This window comes from Luteitalea pratensis (assembly GCF_001618865.1).
GTDB lineage: Bacteria > Acidobacteriota > Vicinamibacteria > Vicinamibacterales > Vicinamibacteraceae > Luteitalea > Luteitalea pratensis.
This window is the reverse complement of the sequence record NZ_CP015136.1, coordinates 5,470,301-5,483,734: the sequence shown is the minus strand read 5'-3', so window position 1 is coordinate 5,483,734 and position 13,434 is coordinate 5,470,301. Positions and strand designations below refer to the sequence as shown.

General features: G+C 68.5%; 9 protein-coding genes. 8 read left to right on the top strand and 1 reads right to left on the bottom strand.

Features of this window, described 5'->3' with window-relative positions; translation table 11 throughout:
- Positions 1 to 54: 54 nt before the first annotated feature.
- From LuPra_RS23020 to LuPra_RS23010, 3 genes are all read left to right on the top strand, one after another.
- On the top strand, positions 55 to 1,233 hold the full coding sequence (locus LuPra_RS23020) for a peptidylprolyl isomerase (protein WP_157899561.1): 1,179 nt from the start codon (positions 55 to 57) through the stop codon (positions 1,231 to 1,233).
- Positions 1,230 to 3,068, top strand: a complete 1,839-nt coding sequence (locus LuPra_RS23015; protein ID WP_234800517.1) for an ABC transporter ATP-binding protein — start codon at positions 1,230 to 1,232, stop codon at positions 3,066 to 3,068. Before LuPra_RS23020 ends, LuPra_RS23015 begins: the two co-directional genes overlap by 4 nt.
- 61 nt (positions 3,069 to 3,129) lie before the next feature.
- Positions 3,130 to 5,196 carry a hypothetical protein gene (locus LuPra_RS23010; RefSeq protein WP_110172924.1) on the top strand — a complete coding sequence of 689 codons (2,067 nt, stop codon included), beginning with the start codon at positions 3,130 to 3,132 and terminating at the stop codon, positions 5,194 to 5,196.
- Between the two features lie 16 nt (positions 5,197 to 5,212).
- On the opposite strand, the gene dinB is transcribed toward LuPra_RS23010, so the two are convergent.
- On the bottom strand, positions 5,213 to 6,325 hold the full coding sequence (gene dinB, locus LuPra_RS23005) for a DNA polymerase IV (protein WP_110172923.1): 1,113 nt from the start codon (positions 6,323 to 6,325) through the stop codon (positions 5,213 to 5,215).
- A 228-nt stretch (positions 6,326 to 6,553) separates the two neighbouring features.
- Here dinB and LuPra_RS23000 point away from each other — a divergent pair, with 228 nt between their 5' ends.
- From LuPra_RS23000 to LuPra_RS22980, 5 genes are all read left to right on the top strand, one after another.
- Positions 6,554 to 7,192, top strand: coding sequence for an alpha/beta hydrolase (locus LuPra_RS23000; RefSeq protein WP_110174833.1), 639 nt, complete (start codon positions 6,554 to 6,556; stop codon positions 7,190 to 7,192).
- Between the two features lie 10 nt (positions 7,193 to 7,202).
- Positions 7,203 to 7,943 carry a tellurite resistance TerB family protein gene (locus LuPra_RS22995; RefSeq protein WP_110172922.1) on the top strand — a complete coding sequence of 247 codons (741 nt, stop codon included), beginning with the start codon at positions 7,203 to 7,205 and terminating at the stop codon, positions 7,941 to 7,943.
- A 201-nt stretch (positions 7,944 to 8,144) separates the two neighbouring features.
- Complete coding sequence (locus tag LuPra_RS22990; protein ID WP_110172921.1) at positions 8,145 to 9,167, top strand: TIGR00266 family protein; 1,023 nt, start codon at positions 8,145 to 8,147, stop codon at positions 9,165 to 9,167.
- Positions 9,168 to 9,283: 116 nt separating this feature from the next.
- Complete coding sequence (gene ettA / locus LuPra_RS22985) at positions 9,284 to 10,936, top strand: energy-dependent translational throttle protein EttA (RefSeq protein ID WP_110172920.1); 1,653 nt, start codon at positions 9,284 to 9,286, stop codon at positions 10,934 to 10,936.
- A 7-nt stretch (positions 10,937 to 10,943) separates the two neighbouring features.
- On the top strand, positions 10,944 to 13,346 hold the full coding sequence (locus tag LuPra_RS22980) for a Tex family protein (protein ID WP_201792164.1): 2,403 nt from the start codon (positions 10,944 to 10,946) through the stop codon (positions 13,344 to 13,346).
- Positions 13,347 to 13,434 lie beyond the last annotated feature (88 nt).

The following is a 13,434-nucleotide window of genomic DNA, read 5'->3' as shown; positions in this document are numbered from 1 at the left end:
CGACCGGTCGGGGCAGGCGGTCCGTGCCCGCGTTAATATCGCGAGGTGCTGTGCTTGAAGCTTTCGCGACCGGCGGGTCTCGTGGCCTGCCTGCTGACGGCGTCGATGGCCGTCGCGTCGCAGGCCGAGGCGCAGGCGCCTCGCCGCTCACCACCGGCAACGGCGGCCCCCGTTCCGCAGTTCTACACGACCAAACGCGCTCCTGACGCGCTCCAGAACAAGCAGGTCGTGCTCGAAACCACGCTCGGCGCGATCGTCATCCAGCTGGACGCCGCCGCCGCCCCGAACCACGTCGGCTACCTGCTGGATCAGGCCGAGGCCGGCGCCTACGACGGCACCGTGTTCCATCGTGCGGTGCCACTCGGGATCATCCAGGGTGGCGATCCGCTCTCGAAGGATCCCACCAAGACCGCGCTGTACGGCACCGGCGGCCTCAATCGGCTGAAGCGCGAGCCCAACGACCGCAAGCACCTGCGCGGAGCCGTGGCTGCTGTCCTGCAGCCCAACAAGCCGGACAGCGCCGGGGCGCAGTTCTTCATCTGCCTCACCGACCAACCCGGACTCGACGGGCAGTTCACGGTTTTCGGCGAGGTGGTCGAGGGCCTGGAAGTCGCCGAGCAGGTCTCCCAGTCGCCGCTCGACGCCGGCGGACGCCTCACGTCACGCGTGACGATCACCCGTGCGACCGTGCGCGACACGCCCGCGGCGTCGGCGGCGCCGTTTGCCGAGACCGCGGTCGAAGAACTGGCGCAGTACCGGGCCACGATCGCCACCACGATGGGCAACATCGTGATCGGCTTCGCGCCTGATGTGGCGCCGGGGCACGTGCGCAACTTCCTGCGCCTCGCGCAACTCGGGGTGTACGACGGCACGGCGTTCCATCGTGTCGTACCGAAGTTCGCGGTGCAGGCCGGCGATCTCTCGTCGCGCCCGGCGCCGCTCACCCAGGTCCAGCGCAAGGCGGTCGGCACCGTCACGGGCGAGTTCAACGCGCTCAAGCACGAGGCCGGCATCGTGAGCATGGCCCGCGGCGACGACCCGGACAGCGCCAGTACGTCGTTCTTCATCTGCACGGCGGCGTCTCCGTCGCTCGACGGCAAGTACACGGCGTTCGGCCGCGTGCTCGAGGGCATGGACGTGGTCACGGCGATCGAGCGGGCGCCGCTCGACGGGGAAGCGCCCCGCACACGAATCGGGATCACGGCGGTGACATTGACGAAGGGTGCGCGGTGAGCGACGAGAACGCGAAGAAAAAGAAGGTCGATTACGGCAACGCGTGGGAAGAGGCCAAGGGCCTGATCTGGAGGAGTCGCGCGCGGCTGGCGCTCGGACTCAGCCTCATGCTGGTCAACCGCCTCGTCGGTCTCGTGCTGCCGGCATCCACGAAGTTCCTTGTGGACGACGTGATTGGCAAGGGGCGGTCGGAGTTGCTGTGGCCACTGGCAGGCGCCGTGGCACTCGCGACCCTCATCGAGGCGGCCACCTCGTTCACGCTGTCACAGGTTCTCGGCGTCGCCGCCCAGGGGGCGATCACCGAGATGCGCCGTTCGGTGCAGGCCCACGTCGCACGGCTGCCGGTGCGGTACTTCGACACCGTGCAGACCGGCGTGCTCATCTCGCGGGTGATGTCGGATGCCGAGGGCATTCGCAATCTCGTCGGCACCGGCCTGGTGCAACTCACTGGCGGCACGCTCACCGCGATCATTGCGCTCGGTGTGCTCTTCTACCTGAACTGGCAGCTCACGCTGGTCATGATCGTGGTGCTCGGCTCGTTCGGCGGCATCATGGCCGTCGCCTTCAAGCGCCTCCGGCCGCTGTTCCGCGAGCGCGGCAAGATCAACGCCGAGGTCACTGGCCGCCTGTCGCAGTCCCTGAGTGGCATCCGCGTCGTGAAGGCCTACACCGCCGAGAAACGCGAGGAGATCGTCTTCAGCAAGGGCGTCCATCGCCTGCTGCGCAACGTCGCCCAGTCGATGACCGGCGTGTCGGCCACTACGGCCATGGGCACGGTGATCATCGGCGTCACCGGCGTGATCATGATCACCATGGGCGGGCGCGCGATCGTCGCCGGCACGATGACGCTCGGCGACTTGTTCATGTACATCTTCTTCACCGGACTCGTGGCGGCGCCGATGATCTCGATCGCCTCCATCGGCACGCAGATCACCGAAGCCCTCGCCGGTCTGGATCGCATCCGCGAGATCAAGAAGATGGCCACCGAGGATGCCGAGGACCTCGACCGGCGCGCGCTGACCGACGTCGCGGGGCGCGTCACGTTCGAGGACGTGTGGTTCGAGTACAACGAGGGCGTACCGGTCATCAAGGGCGTCACCTTCGACGCACCCGCGGACTCGACGACGGCGCTGGTCGGGTCGAGTGGCTCGGGCAAGAGCACGTTGATCAGCCTGGTGATGGCCTTCAACCGTCCGACCCGCGGTCGCGTGCTGATCGACGGGCAGGACCTCCAGGAGATCCAACTTTCGAGTTATCGCGGGCAGCTCGGCATCGTGCTGCAGGAGAACTTCCTGTTTGACGGCACCATCGCCGACAACATCCGCTATGCCAACCCGCATGCGTCGATGGACGAGGTCATCGCCGCCGCGAAGATTGCCTACTGTGATGAGTTCGTGGATGGCTTCGCCGAGGGCTACAAGACCGTCGTGGGCGAGCGCGGCGTCCGCCTCTCGGGCGGCCAGCGCCAGCGGGTCGCGATCGCGCGCGCGATCCTTGCCGATCCGCGCATCCTGATCCTGGATGAGGCGACCTCGAGTCTCGACAGCGAGAGCGAAGCGAAGATCCAGGAAGCCCTGCGATCGCTGCGCCGCGGCCGCACGACGTTCGTCATTGCCCATCGTCTCTCCACGATTCGCAGCTCCAACCAGATCCTGGTGATCGAGGAGGGCCGCGTGGCCGAGCGCGGCACGCATGCCGAGTTGATGGCGCTCGACGGCCGCTACCGCCAGCTGCACGACCGGCAGTACGCCGTCGAGCTCGACCGCTTCATCAACCCGGGCGAGGACTTCACGCCTGAACCTGCGTCGGCCGCGGTGCCGGCCGGCCCGCGTTGAGGTGGCAATCGCGCTGAGGCCTGCACCACGGAGCTTTCCGGGGCGCACAGGCACTTGGGCCGTGTGGCTGCAATGGGCGCTCGGCGCGTGTGTCGCCGGCGTCGCCCTGGTGCTGATCCTCGTCGCGCTCGTCCCGTCACGCATCGTCATCCCGGTAGGCCGGCCGGGCGGTCTCGTGCCGCCGATGCTGATCGGAGTGCACGGGGCCGAGAAGAACTACGACCATTGGATGCGATGGACGACGGGGCACGCGCGTGTGCGCTGGCCCGGACGCTTCGGCGCGGTGCCCGAAGCCATCGTCGTGACCGTCGCCGGCTTCCCGGGACGTGCTGCCGATCAGGTCGAGATCCGGATCAACGGCGTGCCGTCGCGCCACCAGGTGACCGCCCGGTACGAGGACCTGCGAATCCCTGTGCCGCACGGCGTCCGCGCGCCGCTCGACGTCACGATCACCAGCCCGGTGACGCGCCCGCCTGCTGATCCGCGAACGCTGGGGGTACGCCTCGAGGCGGTCACGATCGAGAACCGCGATCTCGCCAGCCGGGTCGCCGACATCGACACGCCGGGCGGCGTATTGGTGCTCGGCGCACTCGCCTGGCTCATAGGCGTGTGGGCCGCGGGCCATGGCGCGCCGGCGTACCGCCGCATCGCATGTGGCGCCGCGGCGTGGGCGTTGGTGGTGCTTGCGATGGCTGTCGTCTCAGCCACGGCGCTCCGTCCCTCTGCGTGGCTGACGCTTGGCCCGGTGGCCGTTGGCGGGCTCGCGACGTGGCTGCTGGCGCGTGCGGGGCAGGCGAGGGTCGCGGCGGCGTTGTCCGGCCTCGCGCTGACGCTGCTCGGGCTGACCATCGTCACCTGGTGCGTAGCGTCGTTTGTCGACGTGCCGCGCTGGGACATCTGGGACTTCGTCGTGTTTCTCGGCAGGCGCGAGCAACGTGGGCTCACGCTGGCGGACTTCTGGGCACCTCACAACGAGCATCGCCCGAGCGTCATTCGCGCCGTGCTGCTGGCCAACGTCCTCCTGAGCGGCTGGAACCACTGGAACGAGCTGTGGACGATGCTCGTGATCACGGCCGTGCACGCGCTGCTGCTGGTGAAGAGCGTGGGCGATTCGCGACAAAGATCCGGAGTGGCCACGCTGATCTTCGTCGCCGGCGCAGGCACGCTCGTGGCGACCGCCACGCAATGGGAGAACTGGTTGCAGGGCTGGCAGATTGCCCTGGTGAACGGTGCCGCGTGCATGTCTGCGGCCTTGATCCTCCTTGCCGGTCGCGCGATCACCTGGCCGCGCCTGACGGCCGCCGCGGCTCTCGTCTTCCTCGGCACGGCAGGTTTTGCCAGTTGCCTTGCCGGATGGCCCATCGGGCTGGTCGCCATCCTGGTCCGCCGGCCCCGGCAGTGGCCCGCCAAGGCGGCTGCGTGGCTCGCCGTGGGCGTTCTGGTCAGCCTCGCCTACGTGCACGGCATGGTCAGGCCTCCAGAGCTGCCGGCGCCGGCGCCGATCTTCTCGTCCCTCGAGGCGCTGTGGAGCGTCACGTACGGGACGCTGCTCGCGCTCGGCCTGCCCATCTGGTACGAGCCGCACGCGTTCCTGCGCGAGACGTTCGGCGTCTGGCTGATGCCGGCGGTCGGTGCCGGGGGCATCCTGTTGGGCGTCGTCGTGCTGTTCGGCCATTGGCGGGACGTCGAGTCCCGTCGCGAGCAGGCCTGGCTGTTGCCGGCGCTACTCATGGCGTTCTCCGGAGCGGCCTGCACCATCACCGCAATCGGCCGCGTGCCGATGGGACTGCACGCGATGACCGCATCGCGTTACATCGTGTTCACGGTGCTGTTCTGGATCGGGCTGCTGATGCTGCTGACCGTGCGGACGCCGTACCGGTCGCGCGCGGCACGTGGTGCCGGTCTCGTCGTTGCGTCGCTGATCGTGGCGGGTGGCTTGCGGGCGTGGGGCGACGCGCTGCCGTTCATGGAGCAGCATTACGTCGGCGGTATCCTCGGCCGTGAGGCCCTCCTGCGAGCCGACTGGCCGAACACCGGCGCGTTGTTTCCCGTCGCGCCGGTCCTCGACGAGCGGCGGCAGTGGCTCGAGCGCCACCATCTCTCGCTCTACAGGCCCGCACGACGATAAGGCGTCGAGCACTCGGTCACTCGGTTGGCTCGCCCTCGTCGAATGGCAACAGGCCGTCGCCGGCGACGAAAGCGGCCGATGGATCGACGAGGTTGTGGACACTCACGCCGAGCAGGCGCACCGGTCGCACTGCCGCGTCAGTCCTGTCCAGCAGTTGCTGCGCGTGTGCCGTGATTGTCGGCGTGTCGTGCACACCACCGGGGGCACTGAGGCTCCGGGTCACGGTGGAGAAATCGTCGTACCGCACCTTCAGCGTCACGGTCCCGGCCCGCAGCCCCTTCCGGGACAGCCACTCGCCGCAGATGCGCGAGAGGCCATCCAGCTGGCTCCGCATGAGCGCGAGCTCGCGAATGTCCTCGGCGTAGGTACGCTCGGCGCCGTGCGATTTGACGACGCGATCGGGTACCACGCGGCGATCGTCACGTCCCCAGGCGAGCGCCGTGAGCCATGACGCCTGCGAGCCGACGGCCGCGTGCAGCGTCGCGGCGGCGGCCGCGCGCACATCGACGAGGCGCTCGATGCCGTGCGTGCGAAGGCGCCGGGCCGTCACCGGCCCTACGCCCCACAGCGCGTCGATCGGGAGGTGCTGCAGGAACGCCTCGACCCGTTCGGGGGCGATCACGGTCAGGCCGTCGGGCTTGCGCCAGCCCGAGGCAATCTTGGCGAGGAACTTGTTGGGTGCCACGCCAGCCGATCCCGTGAGGCCCGTCTGATCGTGAATCGCGCGCTTGATCCGCCGCGCCACCTCGACGCCAAGTGACTCGCCCCAGCTGTTCTCGGTCACATCGAGGTAGGCCTCGTCGAGCGACAGCGGTTCGACCAGCGGTGTCACCGACCGGAAGATGTCGAAGACCGCCTGCGACACCGCGCGGTACTTGCCGAAGTCGGTAGGCACGATGACCAGGTCTGGGCAGAGCCGAACCGCGCGCGACATCGGGATGGCCGACCGCACACCGAACGCCCGTGCCTCGTAGGACGCCGCGCAGACGACCGCACGACTCTCGGGCCGTCCGCCGACGGCGACCGGCCTGCCGCGCAACTCGGGACGATCCCGCTGTTCCACCGACGCGTAGAACGCGTCCATGTCGATGTGCAGAATCCGGCGCACGTCGGCTGGGCGGGAGAACATAGGGCGAAACTAGGATAACGCCTAACGCTTAACGCTTAATGCCTGATGCCTGATGCGCGTCGACGTGAGGGCCGACGCCTACGGAGCCTGGTGTAGCCGTCGACCTACCACCTTCGCCAAGGCTACGGCGGACAAGTCAGGTCGACGGTCACAGACCCCGTCGACGGCACCGAGCCTTGAGAGTTGAAGGCCGAAGGCCGATTGCCGACGGCCGTCCACGGTACAGTGATGTCCATGTCGCTGCTCGACGAGTTCACGCATCAGTTCGTGCCCGCCGAAGGTACGTCGACGACCACTCTCGTCACGCTGCATGGCACCGGCGGCGACGAACACGACCTCCTGGACCTGGGTCGCGCGCTGCATCCCAGGGCAGCGCTCCTGAGCCCGCGCGGGCGCGTGCTCGAAGGCAACATGCCTCGTTTCTTCCGCCGCTTCGCCGAGGGCCGTTTCGACCTGGACGACGTTCGTGTGCGGGCAGCGGAGCTCGCGACGTTGCTCGACGAGGCCGCCATTGCCTACGGGCTCGCTCGCGATCGCATGGTTGCGGTGGGCTATTCCAATGGCGCCAACATCGCGCACGCCACGCTGCTGCTCAGGCCGGACAGCTTCGCGGGTGCGGCGTTGCTGCACGCGCAGTTCGTGCTGGCGCCCGATCCGTTGCCATCGCTCGTGGGACGTGCGGTGTTCCTGGCGGCGGGCGAGGCCGATCCGATTGTGCCGGTCGCGGAGGCGCGGCGGCTCGCTGATACGCTTGCTGCCGCCGGGGCGACCGTGACACCGTTCTGGTCACGTGGCGGGCACGGGCTCACTGGCGACGACGTGGAGCATGCGAAGCGCTGGCTGAACTCCGCCGGGTTTGGTTCGTAGAAGGAAACAGATGGATCCGGAACAGATCATCGGTCAGCTCATCGGCGGTTTTCTCGGGGGCAAGAAGAGACGTTCGCGCGGCGGGTTCGGTCTGTCGAACCTGGGCATCGGCGCAAATCGATCGGGCTACGGCAGATCGGGCGGGAGCCTGATCAACGCTGGCACGCTGTTGACGGTGGGTGGCTTGATCTGGGGCGCGCTCGAGAGCATGCAGCAAGGGAGCGCCGCCGGCACCCCGGGTGCCGCGGCCACGCCACCGCCGGGCATTCCGATGCCTGGATCGTCGCGCGGCGTGTTGTCGGCAGACGTCCCGGCGCTGGTCGTGCCGCCGCCGCTGCCGCCGATTCCCGGCGCGACTCCGCCACCACTGGAGGCCGGCGCCCCGATCGCCGTGCCGCCGATGCTGGTGCCACTCGTGCAGCTGGCCGTCAGCGCCGCCCGTGCCGATGGCGACCTGTCGGACGAAGAGGTCGCGGTCATCCGTCGCCGCGCCAGCCAACTCGGTGCCGCGGCGTTCGTCGACAGTGAGTTGCAGCAGCGCCGTCCGCTGGAGACCATCACGCCACCCTTCACCACGCCCGAGCAGCGACAGGCCGCGTACGCGCTTGCGTACGCTGTCGTGCATGGCGAGGCCGCCGTGTCCGTTGGCGAGCGCATGTACCTCACCCAGCTCCAGCGCCTGCTCAGGCTCGACCACGCCGACGTCGAACGCATCGAGAGCGAGACCCTTGCGGGTGGTGACGAGAGCTGACCGCGCCGTCATGGAGACCGGCGCGCCACTATCAACGCGATGGTAGGGCCCGTTCTCCGAACGCGGCCCGCCCACGGCCGGGCTCGGAGAGAGCCGGCCCTACCGTTCTGCAGATCCGATTCCCAACCCTGTACCCGGTACCCGGTACCCGGAACCCGGTTCCCGGTCCCGGCTCCCGGTTCCCGATCAAAGGTGACACCCATGTGGTACTACGCCCACAACAACGCTCCCGTCGGTCCCATCTCGTTCGATGATCTCGCCGGCCGCATCCGCACCGGCGTGGTCACGCCCGAGACGCTCGTGTTCACGACCGGCATGACGCAGTGGCAGGCCGCCAGGGACACGCCGCAGCTCGCGGCGCTGTTTGGCGGTGCCGCGCCGGCGCCCACGGCCACGCCCGTCGCTGCGGCGCCGCCGGCGATGGGTCGTCGCGCGCACGAACTCACGTACCGCATCGTCGGCGAGGACGTGCAGTTCGTGGAGATCGAACTCGATCCGGGCGAGGCCACGGTGGCCGAGGCTGGCGGCATGATGTACATGACGGCCGGCGTGCAGATGGACACCATCTTCGGCGACGGCAGCCAGCAGCAGCAAAACGGCATCCTGGGCGCCCTCATGGGAGCAGGTAAGCGCCTCCTGACGGGTGAGAGCCTGTTCACGACTGTCTTCTCGAACCCGACGGCGTCGCTGCAGAAGGTCGCCTTCGCGGCGCCCTATCCCGGGCGCATCCTGCCGATGGACCTGAAGGAGCTCGGCGGCGAGCTGATCTGCCAGAAGGACAGCTTCCTCGCTGCCGCCAAGGGCGTGTCCATCGGCATCGCGTTCCAGAAGAAGATCGGCGTCGGTCTGTTCGGCGGCGAGGGCTTCATCATGCAGCGCCTGACTGGTGACGGCCTCACGTTCGTGCACGCGGGCGGCATGATCGAGGCGATCGACCTCCAGGCCGGCGAGATCCTCAAGGTCGATACCGGCTGCCTCGTCGCGCTGACGCCATCGGTGCAGTACGACGTGCAGTTTGTCGGCAAGGTGAAGACCGCGTTCTTCGGCGGTGAGGGACTGTTCTTCGCCGTGGTGACCGGTCCCGGCCGCGTATGGCTGCAGTCGCTGCCCCTGAGCCGCATGGCCGACCGCATCCTCAAGGCGGCGCCAGGCATCGCGCGCGGCGGCAAGGAGGAAGGCTCCATCCTCGGAGGCCTCGGCGGTCTGCTCGACGGCGACAACTAGCCGCGTCGCACTGCTACACTATCGGACGGCCCGACGGTCACGCCGGGCCTGCCTCCGATCCCCGGACGGCCACTCGGCTTCATCACTGGAACGATTCGCACGCGCCCCCTCTCGCAATGGCACCTCAGTACATCTACACGATGAAGGGGCTGACCAAGGTCTATCCCCCTGACCTGGTCGTTCTCAAGGACATCTGGCTGTCGTTCCTGCCTGGCGCCAAGATCGGTGTCCTCGGGTACAACGGCGCCGGCAAGTCGACGCTGCTGCGGATCATGGCGGGCGCCGAGAAGGAATTCTCCGGCGAGGCCTTCCTGGCCCAGGGCTGCACCGTCGGCTACCTGCCGCAGGAGCCGCAGCTCAACCCGGCCAAGACGGTCCTCGGCAACGTCGAGGAGGGCGTGCAGCCAATCAAGGATCTGCTCGCGCGGTTCGACGAACTCTCGGCCAACTACTCCGACGAGACCGCCGACGAGTTCGCGGCTGTCCAGGACAAGATCGACGCGGTCGATGCCTGGAATCTGGACAGCACGCTCGAACTCGCCATGGACGCGCTGCGCCTGCCGCCGCCCGATGCCGACGTGACCACGCTGTCGGGTGGCGAGAAGCGTCGCGTCGCGCTCTGCCGGCTGCTGCTGCAATCTCCCGACCTGCTGCTCCTCGACGAACCGACCAACCATCTCGATGCCGAGTCGGTGGCCTGGCTGGAGACGTTCCTCAAGGAGTACCAGGGCACGGTCGTCGCCATCACGCACGATCGCTACTTCCTCGACAACGTCGCCGGCTGGATTCTCGAGCTCGATCGCGGCCAGGGCATTCCCTGGGAAGGCAACTACTCCAGCTGGCTGGCACAGAAGCAGCAGCGGCTCGCGCAGGAGGCCAAGTCCGAATCGCGGCGCCAGCGCTCGCTCCAGCGTGAGCTGGACTGGATTCGCCTGTCGCCGCGAGCGCGCCAGGCCAAGGGCAAGGCCCGCCTGAACGCCTACGAGGATCTGCTCGCGCAGGACACGAAGGAGAAGATCGACTCGGTCGAGATCTTCATCGCGCCGGGGCCGCGGCTCGGCGACGTCGTCGTCGAGGCGCGCCAGGTGCGGAAGGCGTTTGGCGAGAACCTCCTGTTCGACGACATGACCTTCACCTTGCCGCGCGGCGGCATCGTCGGTGTGATCGGCCCCAATGGCGCCGGCAAGACGACGCTGTTCCGGATGGTGACGGGGCAGGAGCAGCCCGACGCCGGGACGCTTCGTCTCGGCGAGACGGTCCAGCTCGGTTACGTCGATCAGTCGCGCGATGCGCTCAAGGGCGATCGCTCGGTGTGGGAGGAGATCTCGGGCGGCCACGACGAGATCACGCTCGGCAAGCGCACGGTCGCGTCGCGCGCCTACGTGTCGTGGTTCAACTTCAAGGGACGCGATCAGCAGAAGCTCGTCGGCCAGCTGTCGGGCGGCGAACGCAACCGCGTGCACATGGCCAAGCTGCTGCGCAGCGGCGCCAACCTGCTGCTGCTCGACGAGCCCACCAACGACCTCGACGTCGACACGCTCCGCGCCCTCGAGGAAGCCCTGCTCGATTTCGCCGGCTGCGCCGTCGTCATCAGTCACGATCGGTGGTTCCTCGATCGCATCGCCACGCACATCCTCGCCTTCGAGGGCGACAGCAACGTGGTGTGGTACGAGGGCAACTACCAGGATTACGAGGCCGATCGACATCGTCGGCTCGGCACCGCGGCGGACACGCCGCATCGCGTCAAGTATCGCAAGCTCATAAGGTAAGCGTCCGATGACCAACCCGTCGACCGATTCGCCGGTCGTGTTCACGCCGATTCTCGATCGGATCGCCCAGGAACTGTCCGTCTCGACACGCCAGGTCACGGCCGCCGTGGCGCTGCTCGACGAAGGCGCCACCGTGCCCTTCATCGCGCGCTACCGCAAGGAAGCGACAGGCGGACTCGACGACACGCAATTGCGTACGCTCGAGGGGCGCCTGCGCTACCTGCGCGAGCTCGAGGAACGCCGCACCGCGATCCTTGCCTCGCTGGTCGAGCAGCAGAAGCTCACGCCGGAGCTCGAGGACGCGATCCGCAGCGCCGACAGCAAGACCCGTCTCGAGGACCTCTACGCGCCGCACCGCCCGAAGAAGCGATCGAAGGCGCAGGTGGCGCGCGAGCAGGGACTCGAGCCGCTTGCCGACGCGCTCCTCGCGACGCCGGCGCTCGTGCCCGAACAGGCCGCGGCCGAGTACGTGAACGAGGCCACCGGCGTGCTGGACGTGGGAGCCGCGCTCGATGGCGCCCGCGCCATCCTCATCGAGCGGTTCTCGGAGGCGCCCGAGCTGGTGGGCGGGCTGCGCACGTACGTGTGGGACCAGGGCACCATCCGATCCGCGGTTGCGGAGGGCCAGGAGGAGAAGGGCGCGAAGTTCCGCGACTATTTCGACGCTCGCGAGCCCGTCAACAAGCTGCCGTCGCATCGCGTGCTGGCGTTGCTGCGCGGCCGCAAGGAAGGCATCCTCAAGCTGTCCATCGTGCTCCCCGACGACGACAGCGGTGCCGCGCTCGGTGAACCGGAGCGTCGCATCGCGGCGTTTGCCGGCGTCACCCACCAGGGCCGGCCGGCCGACGACTTCCTGCGCACGGCCGTCACGCTCGCGTGGAAGGCGCGCCTGCAACCGAAGCTCGAGAACGACGTCGAGCAGCGTTTGCGCGAGATGGCCGAAGAGGAAGCGATTCGGGTCTTCGGCACCAACCTGCGCGATCTGCTGCTGGCAGCGCCCGCGGGCACGCGCGTCACGATGGGCCTCGACCCGGGCATCCGCACTGGCGTGAAGGTCGCGGTGGTCGGCAACACCGGGGCGGTCGTCGCGACGGCGACGGTCTTCCCGCACGAGCCGCGCAAGGACTGGGACGGCTCCATCGCGGCGCTGGCCGCGCTGTGCCTGACGCACAAGGTGGACCTCGTCGCGATCGGCAACGGCACGGCGTCACGCGAGACCGAGAAGCTCGTCTCCGAACTGATGGACAAGTTCCCGCAACTCGGGCTCACCCGCATCGTGGTGTCGGAGGCCGGCGCGTCGGTGTACTCGGCGTCTGAACTGGCATCGAAGGAATTGCCCGAACTCGACGTGACGCTGCGCGGCGCGGTGTCGATCGCGCGGCGGCTCCAGGATCCGCTCGCGGAACTCGTGAAGATCGAACCGCGGTCGATCGGCGTCGGGCAATACCAACACGATGTCAGCCAGCCTGCGCTCGCGCGGCAGCTGGATGGCGTGGTCGAGGACTGCGTCAACGCCGTCGGCGCCGACGTGAACACCGCTTCGCCGGCGCTCCTTGCCCGCATCTCGGGCCTCAATTCCCGGCTCGCGGCCCAGATCGTCGAGTACCGCACGCAGCACGGCCCGTTCCGTCGTCGCACGGAACTGCGTGACGTGCCCCGACTCGGAGACAAGACGTTCGAACAGGCCGCCGGATTTCTGCGTATCCTGCAGGGCCCCGATGTGCTCGACGCGTCGGCGGTGCACCCCGAGGCCTATCCGGTGGTGCAGCGCATCGCGAAGGCGACCGGCCGCGAGGTGCCGTCGCTCATCGGCGACGGCGCGTTCCTGCGGACGCTCGATCCGGCACGGTTTGCCGACGATCGGTTCGGGACGCCCACCGTACGCGACATCCTGGCCGAACTCGAGAAACCGGGGCGCGATCCGCGACCGGAGTTCCGTACCGCCAGGTTCAAGGACTCGGTACACCAGTTGTCGGACCTGCAGCCGGGCATGACGCTCGAGGGCGTGGTGACCAACGTCGCCAACTTCGGTGCGTTCGTGGACATCGGCGTACACCAGGACGGTCTGGTGCACGTATCGCAACTCGCCGATCGGTTCGTGAAGGATCCGCGTGACGTCGTCAAGGCGGGTCAGATCGTCTCGGTAACCGTGATCGAGGTGGACATTCCGCGCAAGCGAGTCGCGCTCACCATGCGCAAGGCGGAGCGTCCGGCACCGCGCCCCGCGCAGGCGAGGGACACGGGCAAGGCACAGCCGGGCGGCGGTGCTCAGAGCCAGCGAGGTACGCGTCCGCCGGCGCGCGCGCCGCAACCGGCGCGGCAGGATCGCCAGGAGCGCGGGCCCCAGACTCCTGCGGCCGCGCCCGCGACCGCGATGTCGGCCGCATTTCAAAAGCTGCTGGGGAAATAGGTAGGGACGCCTCTCCGAGGCGTCCATGACCACGTCGCACCGGAGATGGACGGCTCGGAGAGCCGTCCCTACCAGCCCGTTGCGTACG

Excerpts from the sequence above, each read along its gene's own strand:
- dinB (WP_110172923.1), bottom strand. The coding sequence starts at position 6,325 with ATGTTCTCCCGCCCAGCCGACGTGCGCCGGATTCTGCACATCGACATG.
- LuPra_RS23000 (WP_110174833.1), top strand. The coding sequence starts at position 6,554 with ATGTCCATGTCGCTGCTCGACGAGTTCACGCATCAGTTCGTGCCCGCC.
- LuPra_RS22995 (WP_110172922.1), top strand. The coding sequence starts at position 7,203 with ATGGATCCGGAACAGATCATCGGTCAGCTCATCGGCGGTTTTCTCGGG.
- LuPra_RS22990 (WP_110172921.1), top strand. The coding sequence starts at position 8,145 with ATGTGGTACTACGCCCACAACAACGCTCCCGTCGGTCCCATCTCGTTC.
- ettA (WP_110172920.1), top strand. The coding sequence starts at position 9,284 with ATGGCACCTCAGTACATCTACACGATGAAGGGGCTGACCAAGGTCTAT.
- LuPra_RS22980 (WP_201792164.1), top strand. The coding sequence starts at position 10,944 with ATGACCAACCCGTCGACCGATTCGCCGGTCGTGTTCACGCCGATTCTC.